This window comes from Acinetobacter sp. YH01004, from assembly GCF_013420455.1.
In the GTDB taxonomy this organism is placed as follows: domain Bacteria; phylum Pseudomonadota; class Gammaproteobacteria; order Pseudomonadales; family Moraxellaceae; genus Acinetobacter; species Acinetobacter towneri.
In genome coordinates, this window is record NZ_VOXZ01000013.1 from 1 (window position 1) to 15378 (window position 15378).

17 protein-coding genes and 1 rRNA gene are annotated in these 15378 nt (G+C 39.3%); 5 read left to right on the plus strand and 13 right to left on the minus strand.

Annotated features, from left to right (window positions below; translation table 11 throughout):
* The 5 genes from FTT71_RS09600 to ftsY all read right to left on the minus strand — a co-directional run.
* Window positions 1–113 (minus strand): 16S ribosomal RNA (locus FTT71_RS09600); the annotation flags it as partial.
* A 445-nt stretch (window positions 114–558) separates the two neighbouring features.
* Complete coding sequence (locus FTT71_RS09605; RefSeq protein WP_180160910.1) at window positions 559–1224, minus strand: DUF2057 domain-containing protein; 666 nt, start codon at window positions 1222–1224, stop codon at window positions 559–561.
* A gap of 192 nt (window positions 1225–1416) precedes the next feature.
* The gene (locus FTT71_RS09610; RefSeq protein ID WP_004976581.1) at window positions 1417–2010 is read right to left on the minus strand and encodes a nitroreductase family protein; all 594 of its coding nucleotides are present in this window, start codon (window positions 2008–2010) and stop codon (window positions 1417–1419) included.
* A gap of 265 nt (window positions 2011–2275) precedes the next feature.
* On the minus strand, window positions 2276–2962 hold the full coding sequence (locus tag FTT71_RS09615; protein ID WP_180160911.1) for a nitroreductase family protein: 687 nt from the start codon (window positions 2960–2962) through the stop codon (window positions 2276–2278).
* Window positions 2963–3168: 206 nt separating this feature from the next.
* Window positions 3169–4275 carry a signal recognition particle-docking protein FtsY gene (gene ftsY / locus FTT71_RS09620; RefSeq protein WP_004976589.1) on the minus strand — a complete coding sequence of 369 codons (1107 nt, stop codon included), beginning with the start codon at window positions 4273–4275 and terminating at the stop codon, window positions 3169–3171.
* A gap of 171 nt (window positions 4276–4446) precedes the next feature.
* Here ftsY and FTT71_RS09625 point away from each other — a divergent pair, with 171 nt between their 5' ends.
* Together FTT71_RS09625 and FTT71_RS09630 are read left to right on the plus strand one after the other, a co-directional pair.
* Window positions 4447–5796, plus strand: a complete 1350-nt coding sequence (locus FTT71_RS09625; RefSeq protein WP_104851937.1) for a pitrilysin family protein — start codon at window positions 4447–4449, stop codon at window positions 5794–5796.
* 12 nt (window positions 5797–5808) lie between these two features.
* Window positions 5809–7449 carry a pitrilysin family protein gene (locus FTT71_RS09630; RefSeq protein WP_131261451.1) on the plus strand — a complete coding sequence of 547 codons (1641 nt, stop codon included), beginning with the start codon at window positions 5809–5811 and terminating at the stop codon, window positions 7447–7449.
* On the opposite strand, the gene FTT71_RS09635 is transcribed toward FTT71_RS09630, so the two are convergent.
* Complete coding sequence (locus FTT71_RS09635) at window positions 7346–7663, minus strand: hypothetical protein (RefSeq protein ID WP_004976594.1); 318 nt, start codon at window positions 7661–7663, stop codon at window positions 7346–7348. The two genes, FTT71_RS09630 and FTT71_RS09635, sit on opposite strands and share 104 nt — an antisense overlap.
* A 126-nt stretch (window positions 7664–7789) precedes the next feature.
* A complete protein-coding gene (locus tag FTT71_RS09640; protein WP_167845990.1) occupies window positions 7790–8149 on the minus strand; it encodes a hypothetical protein in 360 nt (119 codons plus the stop codon).
* A gap of 219 nt (window positions 8150–8368) precedes the next feature.
* Here FTT71_RS09640 and FTT71_RS09645 point away from each other — a divergent pair, with 219 nt between their 5' ends.
* The 3 genes from FTT71_RS09645 to FTT71_RS09655 all read left to right on the plus strand — a co-directional run bounded on the left by FTT71_RS09645 (window position 8369) and on the right by FTT71_RS09655 (window position 9682).
* A complete protein-coding gene (locus FTT71_RS09645) occupies window positions 8369–8602 on the plus strand; it encodes a hypothetical protein (RefSeq protein WP_004976599.1) in 234 nt (77 codons plus the stop codon).
* 151 nt (window positions 8603–8753) lie between these two features.
* On the plus strand, window positions 8754–9128 hold the full coding sequence (locus FTT71_RS09650) for a DUF2750 domain-containing protein (RefSeq protein ID WP_004976601.1): 375 nt from the start codon (window positions 8754–8756) through the stop codon (window positions 9126–9128).
* A gap of 119 nt (window positions 9129–9247) precedes the next feature.
* The gene (locus FTT71_RS09655) at window positions 9248–9682 is read left to right on the plus strand and encodes a CBS domain-containing protein (protein ID WP_004976604.1); all 435 of its coding nucleotides are present in this window, start codon (window positions 9248–9250) and stop codon (window positions 9680–9682) included.
* Between the two features lie 92 nt (window positions 9683–9774).
* On the opposite strand, the gene trpB is transcribed toward FTT71_RS09655, so the two are convergent.
* The 6 genes from trpB to FTT71_RS09685 all read right to left on the minus strand — a co-directional run bounded on the left by trpB (window position 9775) and on the right by FTT71_RS09685 (window position 15190).
* On the minus strand, window positions 9775–10983 hold the full coding sequence (gene trpB, locus FTT71_RS09660; RefSeq protein ID WP_131261452.1) for a tryptophan synthase subunit beta: 1209 nt from the start codon (window positions 10981–10983) through the stop codon (window positions 9775–9777).
* A 105-nt stretch (window positions 10984–11088) separates the two neighbouring features.
* Window positions 11089–12276: a VWA domain-containing protein gene (locus tag FTT71_RS09665; protein WP_179990181.1), complete on the minus strand. Its 1188-nt coding sequence runs from the start codon at window positions 12274–12276 to the stop codon at window positions 11089–11091.
* Window positions 12277–12290: 14 nt separating this feature from the next.
* Window positions 12291–13142, minus strand: coding sequence for a MoxR family ATPase (locus tag FTT71_RS09670; RefSeq protein WP_004976610.1), 852 nt, complete (start codon window positions 13140–13142; stop codon window positions 12291–12293).
* A gap of 22 nt (window positions 13143–13164) precedes the next feature.
* A complete protein-coding gene (locus FTT71_RS09675; protein ID WP_096901448.1) occupies window positions 13165–13548 on the minus strand; it encodes a hypothetical protein in 384 nt (127 codons plus the stop codon).
* Window positions 13549–13569: 21 nt separating this feature from the next.
* Entirely contained in the window at window positions 13570–13878 is a 309-nt protein-coding gene (locus FTT71_RS09680; RefSeq protein ID WP_004976615.1) for a YcgL domain-containing protein, read from the minus strand.
* A 169-nt stretch (window positions 13879–14047) separates the two neighbouring features.
* Entirely contained in the window at window positions 14048–15190 is a 1143-nt protein-coding gene (locus tag FTT71_RS09685) for an HRDC domain-containing protein (RefSeq protein ID WP_096901447.1), read from the minus strand.
* Window positions 15191–15378: the final 188 nt, after the last annotated feature.

The window sequence follows — 15378 nt, forward strand, 5'->3', positions numbered from 1 at the left end:
TACTCACCCGTCCGCCGCTAGCTCAGTTACCGAAGCAACCTCGCCCGCTCGACTTGCATGTGTTAAGCCTGCCGCCAGCGTTCAATCTGAGCCATGATCAAACTCTTCAGTTAAAATCATTTTGAAGTTTTAATCTAAACTTCCAAATCTGGCTCATCAATTTTCTGACTTAAATTTCGCTCAAATAAACTTCGAGTAATTTAAACCAATCAATCAATGAAATATTTTCGATCAATCAATCAGTAAAAATCCACACAAGTTGTTCTTCATAATCTCTTAATGATTTCCTGTTATTTCGTCAATAACAGCACCAATTCAATCAACACTGCGTTGGTGTGTTGCGTATTCTATACAGTTTTTGAATAGACGCAATATATTTTTTAGTTTTTTTTCAAAAAAAGCACCATCCGCCCAAATTTTAGACGCATTTCATATTTTTATCACACTTTTCTTATAATTTGTCTTTTTTTCGCACGTTACTGGATTGGTTTTTAAATAAATCCTTTTAAGGCGATAACAAAAAACAACCAGCTCAATGGAGCTGGTTGCAAATCAACATTAATTGGCTTGTTCTGCAAGCCATGACATGAATTTTTGTCGCTCTGCTTTAGTGGCTTGTTGCCACAATTGAATCAATTGTTGCTCTTTGCCCTGTGTTTGTTTTTCTGTAGGCAATGTTACTGAGGTGGTTTTCTCAGATGGCAACACTGCTGCCGCGGTATAAACTGCTGCTGGCTGATTGACCGCAGCACTATTTTGAGTGGTATCTACAGTTTTATTAAGCCAACTACCACCTAACCAACCAGTTGAGTTTGCTTTAGCACCTGTTTGTTGTACCAGCAACTGATTCTTTTGATTATATAAACCAACGCTTGGTTGATCTTTGAATTCTTTTGCAGCATCGAAGTCTTTAGGTGGATTTACCAAAGCGAGTCGATAGTTTTCGCCATCTTGAAGAATTGGGGTTTTGAGTGTAATGACGTCTGATTTTAAAATATCGTGCGCACCATTATGATGTTCAAAATATTGTTGATAACGCAAGTTAATGACATTTTCACCCGCATTGACTTTCACTTGCTGTGCAGAACTGAATAAACCTGAACGAATTTGTTGATCATTTACAGCGAGCAACTTAATTTCTTCAGGTACTGCAATAGTTACTGCTGAAAATGCTGAACTACAAGCCATCAATGCAATACTTGCTATGCCTAATTTAAATGCCATATTTCACTCTATATCGTTTATTAAAGTTTGATTGCACTATGCAATGTATAAATGACAGTTTTATGACAATTCATGGGTTTAGGCATTTGCACATGAATAAGTAAGTTGTAAGGCACATCACTACCCCCAGAAACAAAAGTAGGATGAATCATCATCCTACTTTTTTGTCTGTGCAGTATGTGTTGCTAGAGCTTAGTTAAAGCTTTTGAAACGTGCTGCATCATCCATAAATGTTTTTTCACCAGCAGGTGCTTCAATTGAACCAAACACTAATTGTGCACGTAGTTTCCAGTTTGCAGGAATGTCATAAGTTTGCGCAACTTCTTCATCTACGATTGGATTGTAGTGCTGTAATGATGCACCCACATTGATTTCAGATAAAGCTGTCCACGCTGCGAATTGTGCAATCCCTGTCGAATGTTCTGACCATACTGGGAAGTTGTCTGCATATAGCGGGAATTGCTCTTGTAGACCTTTTACAACATCTTGATCTTCAAAAAATAAAGCTGTACCAAAACCTGCAATAAAGCTATTAATTTTTGCTTCAGTGTTTGCAAATGCTTCTGCAGGAACCATTTTATGTAAAGTTTCTAAAACGATGTTCCAAAATTGTGTATGCGATGCACCGTATAAAGTCACAACACGTGAAGTTTGCGAGTTAAATGCAGATGGGCTTAAACGAACTGCTTGTTTGATTGTACTTTCAATAGTTGCCTGATCTACAGAAACATTTTTACCAAGTGCATAGATTGAACGGCGTTTTTCTAATTGATTTAAAAATGACATTTTTAATTCCTCTGCAGAATTTTGTATAAATTAATTGATACAGCGATATTAAGCTTTTTATTCAGCATAAACATTACAAAAAATACGACAGTGTGTTTTATGTATAGAACGATTATAGTTATATAAAGTGACAAATGTATGTGACTGCATCTATATACCTCTAATTCTATAGATACAGTCTATTGCAATATAAATATGCTGCGGTTCGCTCTTTGTAGCACATAATAATAAGCTGATTTGACCAATCTTCATCAAATGCTGTTATTTAAGCATAGACTTTAAATTGATTTTGATAGTGTGCATGACTCCGTTCGGTTACTTCTTCTTCAATTGATCCAAAAACGAGTTGTGAACGTAACAACCATGTATCTGGAATATCAAAATGCTCTGCCACAGCACGGTCTATGTTTGGATTATAATGCTGTAAAGATGCACCCACGCCTGAATCTGCCAGTGCTGTCCACACTGCAAATTGCGCCATGCCTGAAGTTTGCTCCGACCAAATTGGAAATTCTGCAGCATTAAATGGAATTTTCTTTTGCAATTGACGAATCACTTGTTGATCTTCATAGAACAATACCGTGCCAAAACCTGCTGCACATTGTTCGATTTTCATTTTAGTACCTGCAAAAACCTGCTCTGGTACAAACTGACGTTGTACTTCCTGTACTAAATTCCAAAATTTTTTATGTGATTCAGAAAATAAAATAACCACGCGCGTACTTTGTGAATGATGTGCCGATGGACAGCTACGCACAGCTTCCTGAATAAGCTCGGTCATATAAGTTTGGCTAAAATGAACGCGTTTTCCTAAAGCATAAATACTACGGCGCTTTTTTAATTGATCGATGAAAGTCAGTTCATTTGCGTCATGGTTCGGCTTTTTCTTAAGCTTAAAGTCTTTCGTGATATCTGCTGTAAGCACATGACCAATTTTATTTAACAGTGTCATTTTGACTTCCCCAAAAAATCAATCAAAATCAATCTAATATTTTTTCTTATTCTATATAGACGAAAGTGCTTTTATTCACATTCGTATTTTTAGCTGCTGCTTTTTACAACACTCAAACCCGCTAAAAACAACAAACTCCGCATTTTGCGAAGTTTGTGTGAAACTTACAGCATTTTACATTTTAGCTTTAAAACTTAATTCAAAACTTATTTTTCAGTTTCAAACAGTGCTGCAACAAATGCTTTGGCTGAGAATGGACGTAAATCATCAATTTTTTCACCCACACCAATAAAGCGAATTGGCACATGGCTACGGCTTGCAATGTTAAATAACACGCCACCTTTTGCCGTACCATCCAGTTTAGTGATGGTGATGCCTGTTAAGCCAACAGCCTCATCAAACATTTCCACTTGGTTAATGGCATTTTGACCTGTGCCTGCATCTACGACCAACATCACTTCATGCGGTGCAGTCGCATCAATTTTTTGCATCACACGCTTAACTTTAGTCAATTCTTGCATCAGGTTGCTTTTGTTATGCAAACGTCCAGCAGTATCTGCAATTAACACATCAATGCCTTTGGCACGCGCACTTTCAAACGCATCGAAAATAACAGAAGCACTGTCTGCACCGTGACCTTGTGCAACAACGGCAACATCGTTACGCTCACCCCAAATCTGCAATTGTTCTGTCGCTGCAGCACGGAAAGTATCCCCTGCGGCCAACATGACTTTTTTACCTTCGCCTTGTAAGCGTTTCGCTAACTTGCCAATGGTTGTGGTTTTACCTACACCATTCACACCCACGACTAAAATCACATAAGGGGTTTTATTGGCATCAATATGTAAAGGTTTTACCCGTGGCGCAAGCAAAGCCACTAATTCTTCTTGCAAAGCCTTATATAAAGAATGTGAATAAATTAAGTCGCCACGCGCAGTACGCTCGGTCAAATTGGCAATAATGGTTTTCGTTGCATCTACACCAATATCTGCAACCAACAGTTGTTCTTCGACTTCTTCTAATAATTCATCATCAATTTCTTTACCGCCAATCAGAATATTCACCATGCCATCGGCAAAGTTTTTACGGGTTTTGGTTAACCCTTCTTTCATGCGACTAAAGAAACCACCTTTCGCAGGCGCATCCGTGTCTGATGATGTTTCTGCAGCATGTTCAGAGGTTTCTGCTTGTTGTAGAGGTGTTGTTTCAACAATCGGAATATTTACCGCTGGTAAATTCGGTAATGTGACATCATCATCTCCGATATCAGCATCAATCAAAAATTTATTTTGCCCATTAGATTGCTGTTGCATGCCGAATCCTTGAAAAGCATTGCGTTAAAAAATCGGATTCTAACATAAACCAATTGCTTTTACCTCGTATTCCAACCACATAGCCGCATACAAAAAATACCTACAGCAATCCTTGCCTTTCCGCTTTAATTTCTGAAAGATAAGCCGATAACGATTGATCTCCACTTGCTTATGTTCCAATTTTCGATGAAGTCTGTTTGTGCGTTGCTTTGGGGTTTAACAGCTTCGATTAGCCATGCTGAAGTTTTAGCTGCGAATAACACTTTTGAAACCACACTCAACAATGGTTTAAAAGTCATTATCCGTGAAGACCATCGTTCTCCCATGGTGATGACTCAAATTTGGTACAAAGTGGGCAGTAGCGATGAGTCCGGAAATACACTTGGGATTTCGCACGTACTTGAACACATGATGTTTAAAGGTACAGCCAAGGTGCCGAATGATGAATTTACCCGTTTAAGTCGTATTTATGGTGGCAGTGTCAATGCAGCAACCTTTACCAATTACACGAATTATTATCAGCTCTATCCCAAAACTTATTTCCCACTGGCTTTAGAGTTGGAAGCCGACAGAATGAGTAATTTGTTACTTCGCCAACAAGACTTTGAGCCTGAAATTAAGGTGGTAATGGAAGAACGGCGGCAACGTACCGATGATAATCCACGGGCTTTGGCTTTTGAACGCTTTAAATGGATTGCCTACCCAACCAGTCATTATCGCCAACCCATTATTGGGCACATGAAAAACTTGCAAAGCATTCAGCTGCAAGATGTACAGGCGTGGTACAAAAAATGGTATCGCCCCAATAATGCTATTCTAGTGATTGTGGGCGATGTAGATCATCAAGCCGCATTGTTGCAAGTCCAAAAGTATTTTGGAGATATTCCGAAAGCACCTACGCCACCGCGCAATGATGTGTTGGAGTTTGAACAATTAGGTTATCGGCACATGGAATTGTCTGCGACTGTGCAAGTTCCTAATTTATATATGGCTTGGAATGTCGGTTCATTGGCAACAGCTAAAAATCCTCAAAATGCCTTCGCGCTCACTATCATCAAACAACTGTTAGACAGTGGAATTACTTCACGTTTAGAACAGCGCTTGGTCAGAAACAATAAGATTCTTAGCTCAGTCAGTGTCAGTTATGACCCGTATCAACGTGGGGATAGTTTGTTTAGTATTTCAGCATTGCCTGCAGCAGGTGTAACGTTAAGCGAAGCACAGGTCGCGATTCAAAACGAAGTGGATACGCTAAAACAGGATTTGGTCAATTCAAGTGAAATTGAGCGCGTGGTGACTCAATTTGTGGCCAATTGGATTTATAGTCAGGATGATTTGGCAGGACAAGCCCGAACCATTGGCAATTTGGAAGTCAATGGATTCAGTCACCGTTTAATCGATGTTTTACCACAACACTTCCAAGCGATTACTGCCCAGGATCTGCAACGTGTTGCGCAAAGTTACTTTAACAAAGACAGACTTAGCACCTTGTATTTATTACCTCAAAGCACAACACCTTAAACTGTGATTTTCATGAAAAAACATCTATTCAGCACGCTTATTTTAAGCACTAGTTTTAGCCTATGTTCTGCTGGCTTTGCGATGGAAACTGCCACCAGAGCAGCGCATGATTTTGCTGAAACAGATGTAAGTACGCCTTTACAATCTTTGAGCTTGCTGCACAGTTTAAATGCCGTAAATGAATTGGTCGATGTTCGCGCTCCACAGGTATATGAATTAAAAAATCATCGACACGTACGCACTTTATTTGTCGAAAATCCTGCTTTGCCAATGGTTGATATCCAACTGACTTTTAATGCAGGTTCTGCCCGCGATGCAGAAATTGAAAAAGGTTTATTTGGCGTTGCCAATATGGCAGCCCAACTGATTGATGAAGGCACCAAGCGTTATAAGGCAGAGGAAATTGCCGCAGCCTTTGAAACCACAGGCGCACGTTTTAGTACCACGGCGTACCGCGATATGTTTGTGGTACGGCTAAGAACACTGTCTGATCCGCAGAAAATGCAAACTGCCGTCAAAATGATGCTGGAAATACTGAAACATGCAACTTTTGAGCGTTCTAATATCCAGCGTGTGCAAAGCAATACACAAATTGGGCAAAAACAACTGCAAGAAAATCCAAGCCGTTTAATGAATATTCGCTTATATCGCGCAATTTACGGACAACATGCCTATTCAGAACCCATTACAGGCACCAATGGCAGCATCAAACGGATTCAACCAAAGCACTTACAACAATTTAGAGATCAGTTTCTGGTCGCGCAAAATATGAACATTGCCATTACAGGCAAATTAACCTTAAAAGAAGCAGAAAAACTTGCCAATACCATCAGCGCACATATTGCCCAAGGTGTTGCAGCAACAGCTTTGCCACAGCCTACACCTGCAACACGTTTCAACATCCAGCATATTCCCTACCGGTCACAACAGGCGCATGTCAGTATTGCACAACTTGCGACTACACGGGATGATCCTGACTATTTGGCTTTAGAAATTGCCAATAAAATGCTGGGCGGCAGCAGTTTCAATTCAATTTTGATGAAAGAATTACGAGTAAAACGTGGCTACACTTACGGTGTTAGCAGTTCGTTTCGTTTTACCCAAGCAGCGGGTTTGTTTAGCTTAGGCTATTCTACGCGCCAAGATCAGTTACTCGATAGTATTCAAGTCGCTCACCAGAGCTTAATTCAGTTTGTACAACAACCTATGAATTTAGAACAATTAAAAGAAACCAAAGCAGGTTTAATTCGTGCATTTCCGAATCAATACAGCAGCAATGCCAGTATTAATGCCCAGCTTGGGCACATCGGTTTTTATCGACTTCCTGCAAATTATTTAAGTGATTATGCAGAACGAGTGGAAAAAGTTACCGCTGAAGATGTGCAACGTGCAATTCGCAAACATTTGCATCCTGATCGTTTAACTTTAGTAATTGTGAGCGAACATTTAGATAAAGCCGCATTGGTAAAAATGCTGCAGGACAATTTACTCGCACCAACATCTTTAACACCGACACCGCACAATATGAATAACATGCCAACAGAAAAAATTACTCTTGCACCAAGGCAGGAAGTTGTTGAGCCCGATCTTGCTCCATTTGATGTGCCTGCATCAACTTTAAATAATGCACATAACGAATCGGACGTTGATTGAGTAAATGAACTGCCATGTCTTGGGTATTGGCATACATAGATTGTTGTGACAAACGCTCAACATTTTGAAATTGTTGCACCCCAACTGGGCGATAAAGCGCAACACTTGCTAAAGTTAAAATAATAAAAATGATACTCAGCACAACAATATTATAAATTTGCTCGAGTTTCAGTTGAGAAATAAATTGAATCGTTTTTTGAATTGCGTTGTGCATGACCTACCTCTAATCGCCTTAGTGTAGGATGCCCTTGTGAGATGTACAAGTTAAACAGCTCAATTTTACTGTATCGTCACAGTAAAAATTGAGCCTTTTTCTACAAATTCTACAAAGGATTTAGCTTTAGCCAATCGTGCCACGAATTACCGCAAAGTATAAAACCAATGCAATGACTGCAAGCACCAAGAAAATAGCAAATACACTGACACCGCCCTCTGCTTCGGCAGGATGCAGTTCATCTTCATCGGCAATACGGAGTAATTCACCATCATAATTACGATAAAACTCTATACGATCGCTTCGCTCTAAAGTTTTAGCAAAGTCAGCCACACGTTTACGTTGCGCCAAGCAGTATTCACCTAAATGAACATCTCGACGGAAAATTGCCTCATCTAGTTTTTTACGGTGATGATGTGCCAACTCAATAATTTGAGAAGTCAATGGAGGTACATCAAAAGCACATCCGTCTACGGATCTTGTCATGTTGTTCTCCTTTTTTATCATGCTTAGAGCTTTAGTTTAATCAAAATTAAACTTGTTCAATGTTTAATCATGTAAACTTGAAATATGCTCATTAACCCCGATAATTATTTGACAATTCAATCAAATTGTAATATTAGTTTAACAATAAAGCGTTAAATTGATATGAAGCCTAAAAGGTAGGCTTAAATAAGTAATCATAATTACAATAAGGAGTTTAATATGATTCAAACGATCTCTCACCATGACTTAGAGCATGTTTATGCAAATGCAGTAAACACGATTCATTCACAAATGAACTTCCAAGACGCGGTAAAACAACTCGAAGAAGCTGCACGTGCAGGACATGGTAAAGCGGCAATGTTCTTAGCAGAACTGTATTATCAAGGTTTCCGCGTAGAACGTGATTCATTGAAAGCGCAATACTGGCAAAACATGGCCACCATGCAAGCATAATAAAACGTCACTTAGGTGGCGTTTTTTTTGACCCTTTTTTTAGATGCTCCAACCATAAATACATATTTGTTTACGATTTTAAGCAAAGCTTAAACGGTATATTCATCAATTCTTTTTACAATATAGCCAAATTTTACAACCTTGCTTGATTATGAATCAGATTAACCAACTCCACCCTTTACCAAAGGATTTTCTGCTTAAAGTTACACTATTAAAATCAATGATGTACTGCGGTGTACTTTGGGGTTTATTCCATCAAGGTTGGGCAATGAGTTCAGATCACGATGATTATATTTTCCCTTTTTGGTTAAATGCGGTACAAGCGCATAAATATGCTGCTAAACACTGGCCACAATATAGTCCTCGTAAAATTTCCGCGCAGGATTTTGAAACTTTTTTATTACCAACGCTCACCCGTTTAAATGTCACGCCAACCTTGTTTGGTTCGTCAAGTCAAAAAATTAAACTGACCACTTCACAAATGAAGCATTTCTTTTTTAATGAACCTGCGTTAAATATTGCTTAAATAAAAACTGAATAGAATTGACGTAAAAATCAACAATCGTGACTCTAAAGTATTTGCAATTTTTACAATTCACGTTACTTTAAAAGTCAAACAATAAACAACAAATCAGGACACAGAATATGACCAAGGTAACTCACGTTTTACAAGATAAAGCACATCACGAAATTTACACAATTCGCCCAGAAGCAACGGTTTTAGAAGCAATTAGTTTAATGGCTGAAAAAGGCATTGGTGCGTTGGTGGTTACCGATCAAAACAATCATGTGGTTGGTATTCTGTCTGAGCGTGATTACACCCGTAAAGTTATTTTGATGGAACGAACTTCTAAAAGCACAACGGTTAGTGAAATTATGACTGCTAAAGTACTGACCGTGACCAAAAACACCAGTGTGAAAGAATGCTTAAACTTAATTACTGACCATCATTTACGTCACTTACCTGTACTTGAAGGTGAGCAGTTGGTAGGTTTAGTGTCGATTGGTGACTTGGTGAAAGCGACTATGGATGATCAGCGCAAACTGATCGAGCAGTTACAACAATATATTGCAAGCTAAGACACTGTTTTATAAAACCTGCCAAATATAAAGTAAAGATAAAAAAACCGCCTAAACTTACACATTTAGGCGGTTTTTCATATTCAGTAGAATTAATTCAAACCTAATTTTTCTGCTACATAGTCTGAATCTTTATCACCACGACCTGAAAGATTAACCACAATTTTCACGTTTTTTGCCATTTTTGGTGCTTCACGTAATGCCCACGCCACCGCATGTGAGCTTTCCAAAGCAGGTACAATACCCTCTACACGTGACAACGTCATAAAGGCATCTAAACATTCTTGGTCAGTTGCCGTTGAATACTCCACGCGACCAATGTCTTTTAAGAAGCTATGTTGCGGCCCCACACCTGGATAATCCAAACCAGAGGCAATAGAGTGCACTGGCAATGGCTCACCATGTTCATCTTCAAGTACATAACACGCCATACCGTGAAGCTGGCCTGGTTTACCCAAAGTTAGGGTTGCAGAGTGTTGATCTGTATCTAAACCATGCCCTGCAGGCTCAACACCCACAAGTTTCACTTCTGCATCATTTAAGAATGCGGTAAATGCACCCACTGCGTTTGAACCACCGCCCACACATGCCACGATATAATCTGGATTTACTCCAAAGCGTTCTTGGCTTTGCATTTTAATTTCATCACCTATAATAGATTGGAAATCACGCACCATTTTTGGAAATGGGTGTGGCCCAACCACAGAACCAATCGCATAAATAAAGTTTTTTGGGTCTTTTAAATATTCTTCAAAAGCGCTGTCCACTGCATCTTTTAAAGTGGCTGTACCGCGGGTCACTGAAATCAGGTTGGCACCTAGAATTTTCATTTTCACCACATTCGGGTGTTCTTTTTCAATATCCACCTGTCCCATGTGAATTTCACACGGAATTCCCACTAGCGCACATGCCGTCGCCAAGGCTACCCCGTGCTGTCCCGCACCAGTTTCTGCAATGACTTTGGTTTTACCCATATATTTGGCTAGTAATGCCTCGCCTAAACAGTGGTTAATTTTATGTGCACCAGTATGGTTTAAATCTTCACGCTTTAAATAAATTTGCGCACCACCTAACTGTTCAGATAAACGCTTGGCATGGAATAAAGGACTTGGACGGCCAACATAGTGAGCAAACAAATCTTTTAATTCATTCTGAAATTCTGCCGTTTTACGAATTTCCTCATAAGCAACGTTAATTTCATCCATGGCTTCTTTTAAATGTGGTGGAATAAACTGCCCGCCATATTGCCCGAAAAAACCGTCTTCATTCGGTAATGCGATGCCATTGATTTGATGATCCATATCGATCCCCTCAGATTGAAATTCACGTTGCCTATCGTGTCTGCACTTACTTAGTCTTCGCCTAACAATCACTCAAAAGTTGAGTGATATTGACGAAAATGACGATTAACGCGCCAAATATTTAGTCATATCTTCAATGCCTTTTAAAGTCATTGGATACATATGATGTTCAAAAATTTGTTTAATTAAACCAATGGTATGTGTGTAATGCCAATAGCCTTCCTGTTCAGGATTCAGCCATGCGGTTTTTTCAAAATGCTGACGCAGACGTTGTAACCAAACTTGCCCTGCCTCATCATTCATATATTCTACCGAACCACCAATCGAATTCAGCTCATAAGGTGCCATACTCGCATCACCGACCACAATTACCCGATAGTCGCGTCCATAGGTATTAAATAAATCCCATGTATTCATACGGGTACTGCTACGGCGTAAATTGTCTTTCCAAACATAGTCGTATAAACAGTTGTGGAAATAAAAATATTCGAGGGTTTTAAACTCAGTTTTGGCCGCACTAAACAGTTTTTCACATTGGGCGATGTGTGCATCCATCGAGCCACCCACATCAAACAACATCAACACTTTGACGCGATTACGACGTTCTGGCACCAATTGCACATCTAAAATGCCCTGTTTGGCAGTTTCTCGGATAGTGCCATCAATATCCAATTCTTCAGCTGCACCTTGACGGGCAAATTTACGCAAACGACGCAGTGCCAATTGCATTTGTCGTGTACCTAAAATCTGTTCATCGTCTAAATTTCGATACTGACGCTGCTCCCAGACTTTAACAGCTGAACGCTTACGTCCAGGCCCACCAATGCGTACACCTTCAGGATGATCACCAAAAGCACCAAACGGTGATGTACCGCCCGTACCAATCATACGGTTGCCACCCTGATGCTTTTTATGCTGCTCGCGTAAACGCTCTTCCAGCATTTTCATCAATTCTTCTAAAGAACCTGCTTTTTTCAGCTCTTCGCGTTGTTCTGGCGTGAGATGTTTTTCTAATAGTTCTAAGTCGAACCAGTCTTTAGGCAATTGATGAACTTGCTGCAGTAAATCATCTAAATCAAAAGTGGAAATGCCATCAAAATAATCTTTCATGGCACGGTCAAACTTGTCAAAAAAACGCTCATCTTTGACCATGACGGTTTTAACAAGTTGATAGAATTCATCTTGATCTGCAAAAACCAGACCCGATGCCACCGCCTGATTTAAGTCAATCAATTCACGTGTGGTGACAGGTACACCGTAACGTCGCAAGGTATAAAACAAGCGCACGAACATGGCGTTGTCCTCCCTTAACGGCGCGACATAAAGGCTAAACGCTCAAGCAATTGCACATCTTGTTCATTTTTGATTAATGCACCGTATAAAGGCGGAATGGCTTTGCTTTTATCGCTATTACGCAAAATATCTTCCGGCATGTCATCTGCCATCAATAGGCTTAACCAATCAATTAATTCAGACGTAGATGGTGGTTTTTTTAAGCCCGGAACTTGGCGCAATTTAAAGAAAACTTGTAAAGCTTCTGAAACCAATGTGCTTGAAATATTCGGGAAATGCACATCGATAATATCGCGCATGGTCGCTTCATCTGGGAAATCAATATAATGGAAGAAACAACGACGTAAAAAAGCGTCTGGCAGCTCTTTTTCATTATTTGATGTGATGATCACGATTGGACGTTGTGTTGCCGTAATGGTTTCGCCTGTTTCATAAACATAAAACGACATTTTATCGAGTTCATGTAGCAGGTCATTTGGGAATTCAATATCTGCCTTGTCAATTTCATCAATCAACAACACACAGCGTTCTTCGCTGGTAAATGCTTCCCACAATTTCCCGGGTTTAATATAGTTTTTAACGTCATACACACGGTCATCGCCCAGTTGGCTGTCACGCAAACGCGACACTGCATCATATTCATATAAACCTTGCTGCGCTTTGGTGGTCGATTTAATGTGCCATGTAATCAACTTTAAACCCAAACTTTTAGCAACTTGCTCTGCCAATAAGGTTTTACCTGTACCTGGCTCACCTTTCACCAAAAGCGGTTTTTGCAAAGCACGTGCGGCTTTCACCGCAAGTTTTAAACTATCAGTCGCAATGTACTGATCTGTACCCGAAAATTGTTGCGCATCAACAGACATGATTTTACCTTAATTGTTTTAGTTACAGTGGTGAGGTATTTTTCTTGGCTTTATAAGTCGTTTGTTTAAGACAGTATCTTGACCAGAAATAACCGATCAATAAGCCAAGACCGATCACAAATAAAATGGCAGATAAATTAGACCAAACCAATGGGGTTTCTTTGGTTAAAACACCAAAAAGAAGTCCAAAGATGGCTGGGGCAAGTGCTGCATTGCTGCCTTCTGATACTGTTGGGGTAAGTAAAATTGCAAACAGCACAATCCAAGTGATACCACCTAACGGATTGGGCAAGCGTTTGGCAATTTCGTACCAGCACCATAAAATAATGGCACTCCCCAACAAATAAACAGAAACAGCAATTGCAGTTTCAGGAATTGAATCCAATCCAGTCATCACACTATTCATTTCTCAACTCCTGAATAAAGCTTAAGCACCACGTAAACCTTCTGGTTCAACGGCATTTGGGTTAATTAAGCCTTCTGGTGGCACTTGAATAAAGAAGCCACGTGTTTGAATAGAATCCATGACATGCAAAACATTCACACGTGCCAACTTACGGCTTTCAGACAGTTGCAAATCCATTACAAATGTCGCACGACCAAATGCAACTCGCATTGGCTCAGGTAAAACCTCTAGCGGGTTAAACGCTTCTGCTTGATCTTCAGTTTGCTCAGGACGGGCGATGTATAAATACATCTCATCTTTTTTGCTCGATTTATAAATTGAACAGTGCATAAACAACAAAACTCTAAAAACTCAGGCAAAGGATACAACAAAAAAAACCGAGATACATTAACCATTATTAACGCATTGGTCTATGTTTACACTCAAACAAAGAATGGCGTGAAAATTCATCCATTTTCAGGTGAAAAACGGCTTTATTTAAAATGTGGATCGGTTTGATTTATTCAGCAACTTTCATCTGACCAGACAAATAACGCTCGTCGGCATGTAAAACTTCAATTAAAGGCTTGGTGAGTAATTCATAACGCCAACCTAACAAATAGTTAGGCAAATCTTGCTCATCGTTATGAAATACCACATGCTGATAAAGCGCATTGAGCCATTTTTTACGCAGCAAAACTTCTTTTGGAATTTGAGTTTCCTGTACGGCACGTTGAATCACCTGTTCTACATTTTCGCCCACTTCTTTTGAAGAATGACGAATTGGTCGCGCCATACGTAATGGCCATTGTGATTGATCAGGCAAATATTTAATTAAATCTAAAATAGTTTTGCCATGTTCACGCACAATATGCGCACGTAAATCTTTAATAGTACTGAGCTGGAACTGATTTTTAGGATTTTTCTCGACCAAGTCCAGCATAGTAGAATTACGCAAAATAAAACTACGTGGTTGGTTTAAGGCTTTTACCATTTGCTCACGCCAAACGGCCAATTGTTGCAATTGCATGAGTTGACGGCGTGAATGACGATAGTTGCCCACATCCTGATACAACAACTCTAAAGGTGTTTCTTCACCAATTTCCTGAGTTAAATTGCGGCAATCTTCTTGTGCAAAATCCAGTAAATAATTTTGTTTTAAGTCGGTTTGTACCTTATCTGCCAATTGCATTAGATACAGCACATCATTGGCAGCATAATTTAACTGCTCATCGGACAACGGACGTGCAAGCCAGTCTGAGCGAGTTTGCCCTTTATCAATATCGACATTGAGCATGGTTTTTAAAGCGTTTTGATAACTGACTTGTAAACCATGCCCTAAAAATGACATGCCAACTTGGGTATCAAACACGTTATCTAAGTTTTTTTGCTGCGCATAATGATAAATTAAATCAATATCTTCACCGCAGGCATGAAAAATATTTTGCTGCGCTTGAAACAGTTTTTCCCAAAATGCACTTAAATTTAAAGAAGTGCCATCTAACAAATAGACCTGATCATTCACATTAATTTGGAATACACCCAATTTTGGCCATAAAGTATCGACCTTAATAAATTCGGTGTCTAAACCATAAATGCTGTTTTGGCTCATTAATGCCAAGACATTTTCAAAGTCTTTTTGTTGGTGAATAAATTGGAACATAGCGAGCAGGTAAAACAGGATTCTCTAGGGGTTCATTTTAAACATTAAATAGCATTTAGCTATAAAAATATGTCCAGTATTTTCAATTTTTATCTTATTTCTAAGTCGATACAGTGAAAATTTAAATTTTTTATCGTTTTTTTATCTTAATTTGATTTTTTATTGGCTTTAAAGGCAAGTAATCATTT

What these genes read in the sequence shown, in the direction of transcription:
- FTT71_RS09650 (WP_004976601.1), top strand. Translation starts at nt 8,754, where the DNA reads ATGAATCAGATTAACCAACTCCACCCTTTACCAAAGGATTTTCTGCTT.
- FTT71_RS09655 (WP_004976604.1), top strand. Translation starts at nt 9,248, where the DNA reads ATGACCAAGGTAACTCACGTTTTACAAGATAAAGCACATCACGAAATT.
- FTT71_RS09630 (WP_131261451.1), top strand. Translation starts at nt 5,809, where the DNA reads ATGAAAAAACATCTATTCAGCACGCTTATTTTAAGCACTAGTTTTAGC.
- FTT71_RS09635 (WP_004976594.1), bottom strand. Translation starts at nt 7,663, where the DNA reads ATGCACAACGCAATTCAAAAAACGATTCAATTTATTTCTCAACTGAAA.
- FTT71_RS09610 (WP_004976581.1), bottom strand. Translation starts at nt 2,010, where the DNA reads ATGTCATTTTTAAATCAATTAGAAAAACGCCGTTCAATCTATGCACTT.
- FTT71_RS09670 (WP_004976610.1), bottom strand. Translation starts at nt 13,142, where the DNA reads ATGTCTGTTGATGCGCAACAATTTTCGGGTACAGATCAGTACATTGCG.
- FTT71_RS09685 (WP_096901447.1), bottom strand. Translation starts at nt 15,190, where the DNA reads ATGTTCCAATTTATTCACCAACAAAAAGACTTTGAAAATGTCTTGGCA.
- FTT71_RS09640 (WP_167845990.1), bottom strand. Translation starts at nt 8,149, where the DNA reads ATGACAAGATCCGTAGACGGATGTGCTTTTGATGTACCTCCATTGACT.
- FTT71_RS09680 (WP_004976615.1), bottom strand. Translation starts at nt 13,878, where the DNA reads ATGCACTGTTCAATTTATAAATCGAGCAAAAAAGATGAGATGTATTTA.
- FTT71_RS09625 (WP_104851937.1), top strand. Translation starts at nt 4,447, where the DNA reads ATGTTCCAATTTTCGATGAAGTCTGTTTGTGCGTTGCTTTGGGGTTTA.
- FTT71_RS09675 (WP_096901448.1), bottom strand. Translation starts at nt 13,548, where the DNA reads ATGAATAGTGTGATGACTGGATTGGATTCAATTCCTGAAACTGCAATT.
- FTT71_RS09645 (WP_004976599.1), top strand. Translation starts at nt 8,369, where the DNA reads ATGATTCAAACGATCTCTCACCATGACTTAGAGCATGTTTATGCAAAT.
- ftsY (WP_004976589.1), bottom strand. Translation starts at nt 4,275, where the DNA reads ATGCAACAGCAATCTAATGGGCAAAATAAATTTTTGATTGATGCTGAT.
- trpB (WP_131261452.1), bottom strand. Translation starts at nt 10,983, where the DNA reads ATGGATCATCAAATCAATGGCATCGCATTACCGAATGAAGACGGTTTT.
- FTT71_RS09665 (WP_179990181.1), bottom strand. Translation starts at nt 12,276, where the DNA reads ATGTTCGTGCGCTTGTTTTATACCTTGCGACGTTACGGTGTACCTGTC.
- FTT71_RS09605 (WP_180160910.1), bottom strand. Translation starts at nt 1,224, where the DNA reads ATGGCATTTAAATTAGGCATAGCAAGTATTGCATTGATGGCTTGTAGT.
- FTT71_RS09615 (WP_180160911.1), bottom strand. Translation starts at nt 2,962, where the DNA reads ATGACACTGTTAAATAAAATTGGTCATGTGCTTACAGCAGATATCACG.